11 protein-coding genes are annotated in these 15,382 nt (G+C 44.6%); 3 read left to right on the top strand and 8 right to left on the bottom strand.

Translation table 11 applies throughout. From position 1 onward, the window contains the following. Positions 1-53 precede the first annotated feature (53 nt). Together H509_RS0117690 and H509_RS0117685 are read right to left on the bottom strand one after the other, a co-directional pair. Positions 54-1,136, bottom strand: coding sequence for an ankyrin repeat domain-containing protein (locus tag H509_RS0117690; protein ID WP_028546260.1), 1,083 nt, complete (start codon positions 1,134-1,136; stop codon positions 54-56). Further along, a complete protein-coding gene (locus H509_RS0117685; RefSeq protein ID WP_028546259.1) occupies positions 1,123-1,872 on the bottom strand; it encodes a MerR family transcriptional regulator in 750 nt (249 codons plus the stop codon). The genes H509_RS0117690 and H509_RS0117685 overlap by 14 nt, the downstream gene beginning before the upstream one ends. Before the next feature lie 117 nt (positions 1,873-1,989). On the opposite strand from H509_RS0117685, the gene H509_RS0117680 reads away from it, so the two are divergent. Beyond that, positions 1,990-2,727: a CPBP family intramembrane glutamic endopeptidase gene (locus tag H509_RS0117680; RefSeq protein ID WP_245596135.1), complete on the top strand. Its 738-nt coding sequence runs from the start codon at positions 1,990-1,992 to the stop codon at positions 2,725-2,727. Between the two features lie 218 nt (positions 2,728-2,945). On the opposite strand, the gene H509_RS0117675 is transcribed toward H509_RS0117680, so the two are convergent. From H509_RS0117675 to H509_RS0117660, 4 genes are all read right to left on the bottom strand, one after another. Continuing rightward, on the bottom strand, positions 2,946-3,848 hold the full coding sequence (locus H509_RS0117675; RefSeq protein ID WP_028546257.1) for an AraC family transcriptional regulator: 903 nt from the start codon (positions 3,846-3,848) through the stop codon (positions 2,946-2,948). 239 nt (positions 3,849-4,087) lie between these two features. Beyond that, positions 4,088-6,142, bottom strand: a complete 2,055-nt coding sequence (locus H509_RS0117670) for an ABC transporter substrate-binding protein (protein ID WP_342663661.1) — start codon at positions 6,140-6,142, stop codon at positions 4,088-4,090. Between the two features lie 131 nt (positions 6,143-6,273). Then, positions 6,274-8,010: an assimilatory sulfite reductase (NADPH) hemoprotein subunit gene (gene cysI, locus H509_RS0117665; protein WP_028546255.1), complete on the bottom strand. Its 1,737-nt coding sequence runs from the start codon at positions 8,008-8,010 to the stop codon at positions 6,274-6,276. A 104-nt stretch (positions 8,011-8,114) separates the two neighbouring features. Further along, positions 8,115-10,046: an assimilatory sulfite reductase (NADPH) flavoprotein subunit gene (locus H509_RS0117660; protein ID WP_028546254.1), complete on the bottom strand. Its 1,932-nt coding sequence runs from the start codon at positions 10,044-10,046 to the stop codon at positions 8,115-8,117. 723 nt (positions 10,047-10,769) lie between these two features. Here H509_RS0117660 and H509_RS0117655 point away from each other — a divergent pair. Next, on the top strand, positions 10,770-11,417 hold the full coding sequence (locus H509_RS0117655) for a hypothetical protein (protein WP_028546253.1): 648 nt from the start codon (positions 10,770-10,772) through the stop codon (positions 11,415-11,417). A gap of 548 nt (positions 11,418-11,965) precedes the next feature. On the opposite strand, the gene H509_RS0117650 is transcribed toward H509_RS0117655, so the two are convergent. Together H509_RS0117650 and H509_RS0117645 are read right to left on the bottom strand one after the other, a co-directional pair. Then, complete coding sequence (locus H509_RS0117650; protein WP_028546252.1) at positions 11,966-12,688, bottom strand: MgtC/SapB family protein; 723 nt, start codon at positions 12,686-12,688, stop codon at positions 11,966-11,968. 705 nt (positions 12,689-13,393) lie between these two features. After that, positions 13,394-13,987, bottom strand: coding sequence for a TetR/AcrR family transcriptional regulator (locus H509_RS0117645; protein WP_028546251.1), 594 nt, complete (start codon positions 13,985-13,987; stop codon positions 13,394-13,396). A gap of 272 nt (positions 13,988-14,259) precedes the next feature. Between H509_RS0117645 and H509_RS0117640 the strand changes: the two genes are divergently transcribed. After that, entirely contained in the window at positions 14,260-15,093 is an 834-nt protein-coding gene (locus H509_RS0117640) for a hypothetical protein (RefSeq protein ID WP_036697695.1), read from the top strand. Positions 15,094-15,382: the final 289 nt, after the last annotated feature.

Here is a 15,382-nt window from a genome sequence, read left to right as displayed (position 1 = left end):
CTTTCGTATAAGGTACCTGCTCTGCTCATTTTATGTATAGTGATCATTCGCTGTTATCCATTTAATTCAGCTTCTATAATTTGGGCTAAATGAACTTCAGGCTGTAGCAGAAACTCCGCGAAACTGCATACATCTGCATATACCTGATGCTCAACATCATAATACCCGATACATTTTTGCTTGGGATTCCAGACGATTAAAATGTCCCCGTAATTATCCACTACAGAAGACAGCCGCAGCAGCTTTTGCCGGCCTACCTTCATCTCAATTACATCCGTCAGCGAGAAAAACTCAACATAGTTCATACCATACTCGTTGGCCGTTAATTCGAGACGCAGTTGGTCGCCACAGAGGAAAGCCATTATATCTTTCGGCAGTTTATAGCTTTTTAATGCATACAGCTTGTTTTCCAACTGATGAAATTCAGGCGGCTCGATCGCTTTCAAATAATTAGCCATTTCCGTATATTTACTACTTACTGCAATCGTATACGCCCGTTCGCCATCCTTTTCCGCCAAAGTGACATCAGCGCCGCGTTCCACAAGATACTTTACCATTTTAAGATTGCCACTTCTAGCAGCGACTGTTAATGGAGTAGCTCTATAAGGATACACCATATCAGGCTCGTTAAAATTGATGTCTACACCATGCTCCAGCAAGTATGCGACCGTTTTTAAATCATGCTTATCCACCGCATTTCGTAACGTTTTTCCGCCATGTTTCGTTATATCCAGGCCCAACTCCATAATAAGCGGAATATTCGTTTTGTTCCCATAATAGGCCTGCTCGTAAGCACCCGACTTGACGTTGTTAACCGCATCCAGCCTGGCGCCATTTGCTGCAACGTATCGAACGATATCGGCCCCACAATAGCGTACAGCTGTTAAAAAAGCCGGTCTGCCAGCTGCATTTAGATTCGCCCCATGCTCACAGAGCAGCTTCACTACTCCCAACTGTTCAGCAACAATAGCAATGTCCAACGGGCTGCACGTGACATGCCGGCTTAGTTCGATGCCCTGCTCTATGTCCCAGCCCGCGGCCAAAGCGCTGCATAATGCTTCTATATTGCCCTCATAAATATGCTGGGCAAGCTCAGGCACTGTATCAAACTTACCGATATCTTTAAGCTTCATCACGGTTATTCACTCCTTCCAAAGGCGTTAGACACTCCTCTATAAATTGAATAACTTCTTGACGAACAGGAACGAGCCCTTGTGCAGCAGAAGCAGGCTCTTTACGTATTTCCCAAAATTTATTCATTAATGCCGTGTCACCTGCAAATGTTAGCTCAGACAGACGATCAACCTCTTCCGCAATCGCTTTCCCCTCCGAAGACTGCGGGAGGGCTCCACTACGAATACAGTCCTCTATCCGAGTAATTAGAGCGACCCATCCTCGAGTAACCTCGTCGTTACTTTCGAGCTTAGGAAGGCGCGCGTTCAGTACTTCAAGCTCCTGCTCATTAAAATAAGTTTGCCACTGCTTAGGCCCAGGCTGGTCACTTTTAACAAGCGGCAAAAGTGTGTCCCAACAAATTGCCCCTTCCAACTCATGGAGGTGAAGCAATGATGTCGTATTATGCATACTTTGTTGTAAGTCGCTCATTTTACTCTCCAGCCATTTCTGATGGGCTTCAAGAATTTGACGTATTGACAATTCATCCAACAGACTTTCAATGTCACTAAGCGGCAAGGAAAGTGATTTTAACAGCGAAATCTTTTCCATGCGGAGCATATCTGCTTCTGAATATAATCGTCTTCCCCCTGCTTCTTTAAAGCTCGGAGTAACCAAATGAATTTGATCATAATATCGAATTGTTCGGACGGATAACCCTAGTTCGGCAGCGGCTTGTCCAGTCGTCCAGTATTTCACAATTGTCTTCTCCTTCCGTGTATCCGTACATCGTGATGGATTAATCAAAAACTTCTTGCAGGTAACGTTACGTCACCCTATAAGCTAACTGTATTAAATCTTATAGGGGGCAACCTAATGAATGCAACACCTAGCACTTCAAAAACGATGCACACGACAAATGAAATCACCTGGCCACGCACAGATCCTTGGTCCTATAAAGAGCTAGTTACTATTCTAGTCCTTATATTCGGACTCGTTCCTTGGCTTATTGAAAGCCGACTTCACAACTGGTTGACTGAAATATTCAACAATACTTTCTATTCAGGAATTAGTACGGGACTTGTAATGGGAGTTGTATTTACATTTAGCGTCTATCTAATTACTCTGCTGCCAAACCGATTAGGCTGGTGCGAGATAGGTATCCGTTCATTCCCACTTCAATATAGCATGCATATCGCCTTCTGGTCCGTTATTGTCCTTGTGGTCAGCGTTTTGATTTTATTTGTCATGTCCTTGTTCGGGGGAAGTTATGAAAATAGCAAGACAGAAAGTATTCAGAGCCACCTGTCGGTGTACACCCTCCTCCTAGGCATACTGTCCGCGGGCATCCTCTCACCTATCTATGAGGAATTGTTATATCGTGGCTTCCTCTATCGCTGGTGCAGGACACGTTTTGGACGAGGATGGGCTTTATTTTTGAGTTCATTCATTTTTATGATAGCGCATATTCCGACCTACAACACACTTGCCCTCAACCTTGCAGCAGGCCTCATCTTCGCATGGACGTATGAGAAGACCCAGTCCGTCATTCCTGGGATTATCGTACATGGGGTGACAAATACCATTTTCGTACTGCTTACGTTTATAGCATAAAGTTGCAGAATGATTCATTTCAACTTAATAAGAACTTGTCCAATGTCTTCCCATCTGGCTACTTGAATGTAATGGTCAAATCATATGTTCATCGTATCCTACAAACGTTTGACGTGAAAAATTGTACGCAGGCCGCCCTTACTAAGTACATGCACATAGGTGCTTTCGTTAGTATAGGCGGCCTTCATGAGAATACCTTAGGATATTCCGTACCAAATTTACGTTAATGGCTCCATGTGACTTGTCAGACTTTTCTTTTTCACAACTGGAATCCAAATCTCACTTTTAAAAGCAGGTGATGCAACATCCTTATGCTCGTTCCATAACATCTCTGGGCCAACTGCTATCTCATAATGAGATGAAGGGAACCATTCGGAATAAATACGCCCCCAAACCTCTTGCAGTCGCTGAGGGAAAGGCCCAACTGCTGTAAATACAGCCCATGTACTCGCAGAAACCTCTAGCGCAGCATAACCCGCAGGACACTCCTTCGTTGTTGCAACGCCGATATAATGATCCAGTTCTCCGTGCTCCAACCGACCTTCCTCAAAGTTAACGGACGCGCTGATCAGCCCTGTCGGTATTTGATTAGATAGCTGTTTTAATTGTTCAATTTGCTGCTCTTTTAAGCTGCCCCACATAGCTGCAATGTCTGGGTTCACCCCCTCGTAAATTAACGGCACTCTTTTCATGAGGCCAACAATACGAAAAGCCTCTTTCTCTTCAATACGATAATCCATTTCATGTCCTCCCCTAATCGATAATTGGAACGTCATCCGCGGATATGCCTTTAGCGAATGGCCGCTTTGTCTAGCCTCTGATGGGGTTATCCCATGAATGCCATAAAACGCCCGCGCAAAAGAATCTGCTGAGCCATAACCATACTTAATAGCGATATCAACAACTCTAATCTTGCTGTTGTATAATTCTAATGCTGCCAACGTCAGCCGCCTCCGTCGAATGTACTCGGATAGTGTAATTCCGGCCAAGTAGGAAAACATACGCGTAAAATGGTATTCCGAGCACTGGGCATGTTTGGCCACTTCTTTCATGTCAATTGTACTAGTTAAATTTGCTTCAATATAATGCAGCGCTCCGTTCATCTGTGCTAACAAATTCAAGTTATGACCTCCTTTCAAAAATAAGGATATCAAAAGATGTGATGTATCGTCCGACATCCTGTGCACAAATATGTAGGGTTGCTCATCCGTCTGCACTCTTTTGTCCAAAATCACTTGATTTTATCCTTTGCGGTTCCCATAAACCAAGACGTCTACATGCTGAAACTCCGGTTGCACAAGGTGTTTACTTATATGACAAAAACACGCCTCAAACGGGACGTGTTTTGAATGACTTGTCGTTATTTCTTTTTAGCTAACAATAAGTTTACAATCGAATCCAACTGAAGCTCAAGCGAATAAGGATCTTCCATTACAAATTCATCGCCTTTATCGTCAAATGAACCGTACATATAGATGTTGCCCTTCTTCACGGCAGGAATCCCCTTCCATATACCGCTATTTAACACCTCGTTCGCCCCCTCATCATGGGAACCATATACAAATATATGATCGCCTGTATACTCTGGCAGCACTTCCAGTGATATGCTCTCAAAACCTTCTTTCATTTCTAACGCTTTTTTCGTAGGGGGGAGCCCCAGCATCTCATAGATGGTTGAACTACCATAGTTGCCGCCCTCCGCCGCTAATACGTACAAATTTTTGTTAGCTACTTGTACGATAGAAACCGTTTCACCTTCCTTTATAATCCCCGCAATTTTCTTTTTGGCTGTTTCTACATTTTGCTTGTATTCCATTATCCACTGCTCAGCTTGTTGTTCTTTTCCGAAAATTTCACTGATTCGGCGGAATTTCTCTAACGGTCCAGCCGTAGAAAGACCTTCCCAATAAGGAAGGAACACCGTCTTCCCAATCTTCTGGTAATCCTCAATATTTTTTTCTATCGAACCTATAATTAAGTCAGGCTCCAAATACGTTAATTTTTCTAAATTCATGGGAAAACCGCCCAGATCCTCAATTCCTGCAATGATATCTTTGGAAATGCCCGCTTTCTCTATCCATGCCTCACTAAGCATAAAGCTTCTAACGCCGACAGGAATAACACCCAGCTTTAACAAATGACCCATATACTGATCCGAAACTACCCGCTTTGGTTCTGCTGGTATTTCCACATCCCCTTTTAGCGTCGAAATCGTTCTTGTTTTGGCTTGCACGCCAGCTTGTCCATCACCATTTGACTTCTCACTAGCAGCAGGAGCCGTCGTTTGGTTCGCTTCCGCTTGCGTGCCTCCTGTTGGATTGACTTGTGCTGAACATGCTGTCAGCAGCAACGATAAGCAGAGCATCACCGTCATTGCCGTTACTCTAATTCTGCCTTGCATGTGTATATCTCCTCTCGTACTATAATGATATTGATAATCAATATCATTATAAAGTCGAGACGGCTTCTGTTGAACGGCAGATGTTAGCAGGGTCATGGGCAAATCTTGATTCCAAGGCTGTTTCAAACGTTCTTTTTTATAACGAACGGGAGATAATCCGATGTACTTTTTGAAACTGCGGCTTAATGAATGCGCATCCGGATAACCTACCCACTCCGCAATTTCCTGCAATGTCGCATCTGTTTGCATTAGCAGTTGCATCGTTCTTTCGGCGCGAACTTGACCGAGAAAATGGATCGGGCTCGTATGCATATGTTTCTTAAACGTTCGGGACAGGTGGCCTGCACTGCATCCCAATTGTTCTGCAATGGACTCCAATGTAAGGGGCTGACTGTAGTGCTCGCGCATGTAAGCAGCTGCTTGCGCCATTAAGTCCGGCTTAAGGGGCTGAATCCCTTGAGAATGAAGCTGTGCTAATAACTCGTACACAAACTGATAGAGCAAAGCTTTAACATGAATGTTCCCCAATCCCGTTGACTGACGCCATTGTTGCTCTAACAGCTCTACTTTATCATATAAGGATAATGGTTGATGTGGTGCAAAAGCATATTGGCTTTGAAATGGATTTTCACTCTCCAGCAGTTGTTGAATGTCCCTTGTGGTGGGCAAAGCAAGAATTGCCTTATACAGAACGATATAATATTCGAGCTCATCCTCCACGACGATGTTTAAGCACATCCCCTTTCCACCGTGCAGCACATGAAATCGTGATACGTTGTGCACGAGCTGGTCCAGCCAAATCTGGGCATTTCCACGTATGGAATACAAAAATGCACTGGTCGGCAGCCGATAATTTCGTAATTCTTTATCTCTAGACAAAGTCTCGTGACGTACATCCATTACTTTTATAAACACATGATTCCAAAGCACGATGTGATCATTTAATTGCATACCTTTATGTTCACCCCGATCAAAATCATCACCTAGTCCTACTCTACTTATGTCATTTAACATGTCTCCTCATTATAGTTGATAATCATTCTCACAGGCAATTAAAGTTAAGTGTTGAAGCTGTGAACTCTACAAACACCGCAAAATGGCGGCACAGGAACAACTCCTGCACCGCCATTTCGGGTAAAGCTGAATTAAGCATCGTGAAAATTTGTGCCGTCCGTTACCGGTTTTACATAGCCGGCACGGATGACAAAGTCGCCAAAGTGCTCGCCTTGGCTGCGCTCAGCCGCATAATGATTAATGATCGGTTTTAACGTATCAACGATTTCATCTTCTCCGATATTTTCCCGATATAACTTGCTCATACGATCACCGGAGAAGCCTGCTCCCATATACATGTTATACTTGCCAGGCGATTTGCCGATAAAGGCAATCTCTCCTAAAGCAGGGCGCGCGCAGCCATTCGGACAGCCTGTCATACGAATGTTAATCTCTTCATCACGCAAACCTGCTTGCTCAAGGATCGGCTCTAGCTTATCGATTAGCGATGGTAAATAACGCTCTGCCTCTGCCATTGCCAAACCGCAAGTCGGCAGTGCTACACAGGATAACGAGCTTCGACGCAGCGCTGAATATTGAGCGCCCTCTGTAATACTATACTCCTTCAATAAAGCCACAATTGCTGTCTTTTTCTGACTAGTTACGTTCGCAATAACCAAGTTCTGATTCGCTGTCAGCCGGAAATCGCCGGTGTGTATTTTGGCAATTTCACGCAACGCCGTTCTAAGCTTGTAACCTTCAGTATCTACGATACGGCCGCTTTGAATGTACAGCGTCAAGTTCCATCGATTGTCTTTGCCTTTAATCCAGCCGTAGCGGTCCCCTGTATGATCAAACTTAAACGTGCGGGCAGGTGCCAGCTCCCAGCCTAATCGATCATGCAATTCGCTCACAAACCAGTCCAGACCGTGCCGATCAATCGTATATTTGAAGCGTGCATTTTTCCGCACAGAGCGATTACCATAATCACGTTGGATCGTAACGACCTTCTCTGCCAGCTCCAAAATGCGATCAGCCGTGACAAAGCCAATAACGCGGGCAAGCTGCGGATACGTAGCCGTATCACCATGTGTCATGCCCATGCCACCGCCAACACTAACGTTAAAGCCAACCAGCTTACCGTCTTCCACAATGGCGATAAACCCTAGATCCTGTGAATAAATGTCGACGTCATTGGAGGGAGGCACCGCAATACCGATCTTAAACTTTCGCGGCAAGTAGACAGGCCCGTAAATCGGTTCTACCTCAACGGCTTCATCGTTAGTTTCCAGGCTATCTACAATCTTCTCCTCGTCCAGCCAAATTTCATGGTAAGCAGGTGTTTTAGGAGCCAAATGGGAAGTTAACTGCTGCGCCCAGTAATAAATCTCGCTGTGAATGTCCGATTGGTAAGGGTTCGGATTGCACATGACGTTACGGCTGACGTCACCACAAGCAGCAAGCGTAGTGAGCAGCGCTTCATTGATTTCTTGGATCGTTTTTTTCAAATTCCATTTTAATACACCATGCAGCTGAAATGCTTGCCGTGTTGTCAAACGGATACTGCCCGTGCCGTATTTATCAGCCAATTCATCCATAACGAGCCATTGTGCCGGTGTAGATACACCTCCTGGTGTAACTACACGAAGCATAAACTGAAAATACGGCTCTAGCTTCTGCTTCTGCCGCTCGTTGCGGTAGTCGCGATCATCCTGCATATAACTGCCGTGGAATTTAAGCAGTCGATTGTCCAACTCCGGCAAGCCGCCAGTGATCCGATTGGAGAGTGATTCAGTCAACGAGCCTCGTAAATAGTTGCTCTCCTTTTTTAGTTCCTCTACGTCACTTGGTGGTCCGCCGATTGGCTCTACCTTATATTTGTTTGCCATTGCCGTTAGCTCCTTTACCCCCATGGTCAGTTCATCTGTACATATCTATAAAAGGGATGCTTATCCTATATGCAGGTACGTTAGTTCTCGCAGGTCGTGGGTTCTTAATATACGTCACGCTGATAACGCCCTTGTTCTTGCAGCTCGGACAAATACTGTTGCGCCGCTTCTTTGGATTTGCCTCCATGCTGCTCGATAATGGCAAGCAAAGCGGCCTGTACGTCATGTGCCATATGCTTTTCATCTCCGCAAACATACACATATGCGCCGTCTTGCAGCCACGCGTACATCTCTTTACCATTTTCCAGCATCCGCTGCTGTACATATACCTTTTCTTCCGTATCCCGTGAGAATGCTACATCCAGCTTCGTTAATATACCTTCCTTCAGCATACGCTGCCATTCGGTCTGATACAGGAAGTCTGTCACAAAGTGTCTATCCCCATAGAAAAGCCACGTTTTCCCTGCTGCACCAAGCTCCTCTCGCTCCTCCAAAAAAGACCGGAACGGCGCCACACCCGTGCCCGGGCCCACCATAATAATTGGCGTATCCAGATGAATCGGCAGCTTGAAGTTTGGATTATGCTGAATAAAAATAGGAAGATGATCACCTGGTTTAAGGTGCTCGGCAATATGGCCTGAGCAAACTCCTTTGCGGTTGCGCCCATGTGCTTCGTACTCCACTTTGCGAATCGTCAGATGAACTTCCTCTGGATGGGCGTCAAGGCTGCTCGCAATAGAGTATAAGCGCGGCGGCAGCTTGCGAAGCAACGTCCCAACATCAGTTGGAGCCAGCGTCCACGGTGCGTAATCCCGCAGCAGATCAAGCAGATCGCGGCCGTTCATATACGCCTTCAGTTCCTCTTTATGAGCCGGTGTCACGAGTTCAGCCAGTTTCTCGTTGCTAGAGTAGGCAGCTGCTTTTTCTAGCAGTGGCTTCGTTAACACGGTAATTTCATAATGATAAAGAAGTGCATCGTACAATGTAGAAACTTCGCCATTTTTACCTGTAATGACCTTCTCTTCGGGATTCCATTTCATAATGGAGATGACTTCATCTACTAAAATCGGGTCATTTTGCGCGTATACACCAACCGCATCACCAGGCGCATACGTTAAACCTGAACCTTCTAGCGACAGCTCCAGATGACGTGTTTCGCGGTCTGAGCCTCTACCGTTTAAGTTCACATTATCGAGCACTTCCGCTTTAAAAGGATTCGTTCGTGAAAATGCGGAATCACCGGCAGCAAATGCAGCTTGTGACGTCACACCCGATGGGGCAGTCGATGACGCGAATGCTGTGGCTCCTGCGGTTCCTGCGCTTACGGTGGTTCCTAATGTTGCTGCGCTAGCTGTAGCTGCCGTGCCTCCTATCGCTGATACAGTGGCGACGGTTACTGCATCACTTATGGCTCCTAACCAGCCTGAAGCAGCATCCTCAAAATCTACGTCACAATCTACACGGTCTACGATGCGTGATGCACCAAGCTCCGCAAGCTTGCTGTCAAAGTCCTGTCCTGTCTTGCAGAAAAACTCATACGAGGTATCCCCAAGCGCAAGGACGGAAAATTTCGTGTCATCTAGCTTAGGGGCACGCTTGCTATGCAAAAATTCGTAAAAAGTTAATGCATTATCTGGCGGATCTCCCTCACCATGTGTGCTGACGATTACAAACAGGTAACCTGCTTTTTTCAGATTGTTTGTTTTGTACTGATTCATAGCAGACAATGTAATCTCGAATCCTTGCTCTTTCAGCACGTTCGCCAGTCTTCCTGCTAGACGCTGTGAGTTACCAGTTTGGGAGCCAAACAGAATCGTAGCTTCACGCGGACCTTGGGGAACAACTGCCGCCGCAGGCTGCACCTGTACTTCATTTGTCGTCGGCAACGCAGTCGTATTGCTCATTTGATTCACACGATAAAAAGCTAAATATCCCCCAAGCCAATGTAACTGGGCCTCCGATAAAGTTGGAAGCAGCTTATTGAGTAGCTCTGCTTGCTCATTTGTAAACGGACTATTTGTCACTTGAAGATGCACCATATCCACCCCACATCAATCTCTTTAAATCCGACCATATTACTTTGTTTTATCTTCACTTATACTATCGCAGTCTCTTCAAAGGTTCAATGCTATTTATCGATATTGGCCTATAAGACTTTTTGAACCATTCATAACTTTTAATTATAAAGCTGTTTTTCATAACTTGACCACTGAATCGCTAGCCTTTTGTCTTCTCAAATGTAGTCAAAAAGTACAACTAACAAACTGGGAGACAATCAGTCCTTTTTAGGAAGAAACTACTGCACTAACGTTGAAACATTCAGCTATACTTATTTTCATTTAGAGACCCGCTCCTCGGGACATCCCTTTTCGGGAACAATCTGTCCTTTTCTTATTAGGAAGTCTTATATTGTTCAGCTACAGCATACTCGATATAATGACCATATAGAGGTCGTGAAGAACACGCCACTTCTGTACAATAGCCATGCTGACATTAGGTTGTCAGGGGCAACTGTACGGAGGTGGCTTTTGTTGTTTGACGGGGCAATTGACTTGGCGCGGCTCCGCTGTTGCTGTTCGACGGCGCAGTGACCTCGGCGCGGCTCCGCTGTTGCTGTTCGACGGGACAGTGACCTCGGCGCGGCTCTGCTGTTGCTGTTCGACGGGACAGTGACCTCGGCGCGGCTCTATTTTTGCTGTTTGACTGAGGCTGGACTAGTCATTTGAGTAACTTTTTTAGGAGAAAGGTGGTTGGATACAATGTCAAGATTTGAACAGCATTACAAAGCGTGGTTACAGGAACATCTGGATCAGGAAAACAACGTTAGAAGAAAAGAGTTGCTTAGCAAAGGCCTTGGTCATGGGACAGTAGAGTTTCTGCGATTGGTATGGTTCCCTGTAGTGGGCAATATGAATCATCTGTATCCAGAGTGGGAGGTTCGTGATTTCAATAATGGCTATCGTTATCTGGATCTAGCCTATATGCCCGCTGGCGCAAAAGGAGGGATTGAAATTCAAGGATATGGGCCACATGCCCGCGATCTGGATGTACGGCGATTTAAAGATTTATGCCGACGGCATTGTTTGTTGGCGCTAGATGGGTGGACATTTTTGCCGATTGCCTATCTTTCTATCATGGATGAGCCCAAACAGTGTCAACAACTCGTACTCTCCTTTATCGGGAAGTTTATTACGTTTGATGTACAGTCCTCCTTATCCTGGATCGAAGCTGAAACAGTCCGATTTGCACGCCGTTTGTTACGGCCCATAACACCAGTGGAGCTGGCTAATCATCTCAGAGTAAGCGACCGTCACACTAGACGGATACTCCGGAGACTTGTTCAATTGCAAATATTAGACATTGCAAGCGGACAACAGCGAGCTCGAAGCTACCAGCTGAGATCGTGACTTGATGTAGTGTGTAAAAAATAGTACATACTGCCTCGTACGCATTAGTTTAGTTTGTGCGCAAACAGATGGTTGGCTGCCAATGCGATGATTTGGCCAATATTCGCGGACATAGAGTCCGTTATTTACGCTTTACAGCCCGTTGTGGCGTAACTAGCGGACATGGAGTCCGCTATTCACTAATTTGCAGCTAGCGCGTGCTGCTTTGATGGAAGATAACGCATCTCCTGTCCGCCTACAAGCGGGCAGGAGCGTATAACAAGAAATAGCGGAACGTCGGTCCGCCTATTTCTGACAAACGTTGCAACAACAGCAACCGTTGCACTTTGCAGTTGTTGCACTATGCAGCTGCTAAATACCGTTAAGCAATCTATACGGCATATTAGTCGCATGCAGAATTATTCCGTGTCGCGGAAGCTATCGGCTCGCTTTAGTAACTCTCTACTATACAGCAGCACCACGCCAATAAGGGCGTGGCTCAGCTCATATGTATGGGTGAAACCAAGAGGAATGAATGCCTGCAAATTCGCATAGTTCGGTGAAATGCTTTAAAGCTGCTCCGCTTCTACACTAAGGACATGATCAAATTCCTTAATGTAATAGTAAATCTCCGACAAATAATAATGATTGGGCACAGACAACAGCAGATCCATACGCTGCCGGTTGCTGTCGAGATCCTTAATTTTAAAATGTCTAATTTTAAACTCGGCCTTCTCGGTCGACTTTCTGTCCTCAGATGCAGGTGCGGGTGCGGGATTTCGTTGAATATGTCTGATTAGCTCGGTCATGCGAGAGTTCGATTCCACAACTACCTTAAGCGACACATCGTATCGATTCAACCTTTCCCACCCGAGTAGTTTCATTAGACCAGGAATCAGATTGACAGCTGCAATCAACAGAACTATTCCACAGATCGCTTCCTTATAGAATCCGGCCCCAATGGCGATACCTAATGCCGAAGCCGACCAGATAAGTGCTGCGGATGTCAGCCCGGAAATAACCTCATTGCTTCTTCTTAAAATAACACCGGCTCCAATAAAGCCAACACCGCTTACGATTTGAGCAGCAAGACGCATCGGATCCATATTCGGATGATTTTCACCGCCAAATTTACTGAATGCTTCAATGGATACGATTGTTAACAAACAACTGGCAATACAAATGACCATACTCGGGCGCATTCCCAACTGCTTCTGTTTCATTTGCCGATCAAGTCCAATAAGCAGACCAAACAACAAAGCAAGTGTTAATTTGATGATCATAATGATCATTGCGATCACCTCTTTGATTTAAGTTTATATTCGAACGTAAATGGCGGCTCAGTAAAAAGAGAACCGAAATTTACCAGATAAGTTTCTCGCATGTCCTATCAGTTCTAATTATACGCCATCCGCTATCCTTACGGAATGTTATCGTGCACGCGGAACGATATGAAAGGCAGATGAGCAAGCATCAAACAGCCACCGAATGCCCTTCTAAATTTTTTTACTGACAAAGTAGGAAGATGCCCATGCTCCAACTGGACCTTTATCCCTTAAATTATCTCCCCTTTCTGGAAAAAATAAAAACCCTCTGCACACACAGAGAGTCAAAACTGTCTACACTCGTCCTAATTCTTGCGCCCTTATCCAGTACTGAATGACACTTAAAAGCTTCATAAGACATGTAAATCGATAACAGTGGAAAATTAAAGATACACGTTGCATGCAATCGGGATAAAAGTAATGGTTATAACTTTTACCGTACAAATGCACTTTGTATCAGCCATGTACGATGTTTTGCAGCTGCCTTGAAATTCAAGTCCCCAACCATTAGCATCCGCAAAAACCAAGCAGCAGTTGAATGATAAGAATGCCGACATCTTTATCGCCAGTCGAAGCAACTTCCGTTGGTGGGATTTACGGATATCTCACCCAAGCCGCAGCGCTCTGTTGTGTATACCGTACATTCACGTTTATCGTGCGAACGTTTTTATTTTACTCGGACCATTGCTCCAGCAACGCCGGAATTCCTTTAACCAGAAGCTGGTGATACACTTCGCCTATTTCATCCATGTCAACCGTGTTCGCACCTAGCAGCATCTGCATTACGATACCATCGATTGACCCTATCAGCAAAGACGCCAAAGCTTTATTATGTCGAGTTGGCTCTGTTTCATATATACGTTGCAGTAAATCCTCTACATGTCCGATCCAACTTTGGTATTTCTCCTTAAACTTAAGCGATATATCTTCGTTACCAAGCATCGCCTCTTGTGCAAGATAAAACTGAATGCGATTTTCATCCGTTTTGTTAAATCTTTTTTTCAAATCCCTCTCAATTTGCTCAATTGCTTCGGTACGGCTATATTTCCCTTGCTTTGTCTCCTCTGCCATACGAGTAGATACAGAAAGACTACGATCCATAGCATCGTACAAAATTTCTTCTTTGCTTTTATAATGATGATACAATGCCCCGGTGCTCAGCCCCGCCTCATCAGCAATTTTTCGCATCGTTGTACCTGCAATGCCAACTTGAGAGATGACACGATTGGTCGCATTCAAAATACGTAATTTCCTCTTTTCAATCATTGTTTCCTCCCCCAACCTAGTCATTTCATCTATGTTCTATTGGCCCTTTATACATCGTGCCGATCAAAAGAAGCTCTTTTAGCCCTCTATATAAAAAGGTACCCCGTAATTAAGGCTTTGTGTGTGCAAAATAGCACAGACAATACAAGTTATGAATTTATACAATAAAACCGAACAGTTGTTATGTTTTTATTGTTACAAATTTCATACCTAATTGCAACGCAGCAAGGTACACAGCAAACACGCATCCAACATCATAAGGAGGGTACACCATGAATATCCCTGTGTGGCAGTACAGCATTAGTATGATCGGTTATATCGTATTACTTCTTGTAATTGTCGGAGTCATGCGCAAACATTATAAGTTTGCTCATTGGTTCTGGATTGCTTCTTTACTTACATTCCCGTTATGGCTCATGGGGGGAGTAGAAGGATGGTTTCGTTGGGCCAAAATTTTAAGTGTAATTCTTCCAACTATTTTTGTAGGATTTATCCGTATTGCGAACTATGAGAAACGAGAAGGTCGATTTTGGAGTGCGCTGCAAAAAGACTGGGTGTTATGGTTTGTATACGGCGTTCTTTTCCTTAATATTATGGAAGCTACAATTAAAGACTTTACGATGGGAAATACATTTAACGCACTGACGGGTCTATTATTATGTATAACGATCCCATTTGCACCTAAGTATTGGAAAATATCTAATCAAAAGCATGGCGATCTTATTGTGTATACGACCATCGGCTGGAACTTTATGTATACCACTTGGAATGCGGCCTTTGTATATGCCGAAAGTCCAAAGTTCTTTGCAAGCTCATTGTGTATCCTGCTCGCGGCCGAGCTATATCCAATTATTAAACGCCGTCCAGAACTATACATAACTGCTCGGGTGTATACGTTAGCAGCACATTTGCTTCTACGTGCCTGCTTCGTGAACCTGTTCCCAACACTAATGGATGCTTCCTCTTGGTATAATGCAGATGTTATGACCTACTGGGGTATCGCTAACTTTGTGCTCATGGTTCCATTTGTATTTTGGCACATGTGGCAGCTGCATACAGGTAAAGCTGAGGTCAGCTTCCGGCGCGGTCGTACAGAGCTAAGTTAACGGAGCACCCTTATTAGGCAAGGATCAAAACAACAGCAAATGGCTTCCCTTTGAATAAGAAGCCATTAAGTACGTAAGATATCCTGTTATATAATACAATGAATAACATCGAATAGAGGCGAATATCTCATTCCTAGCCGAGTGAGCATTCGCCTTTGTTTTGGTATTGGAATATCGACAGGTATGGGCGGCTCAGCCGACATTTATTGTAAAAAATCATAAAAAAACCGTCATTCTCACGTGAGGAGAGAGGTACAAATAAAACAAAAAAACGGCCTATTCGCCGTTG

The organism is Paenibacillus taiwanensis DSM 18679 (assembly GCF_000425125.1).
Classification (GTDB): Bacteria; Bacillota; Bacilli; order Paenibacillales; family Paenibacillaceae; genus Paenibacillus_B; species Paenibacillus_B taiwanensis.
The sequence above is the reverse complement of the archived record's forward strand: the minus strand, read 5'-3'. Positions and strand labels throughout refer to the sequence as shown.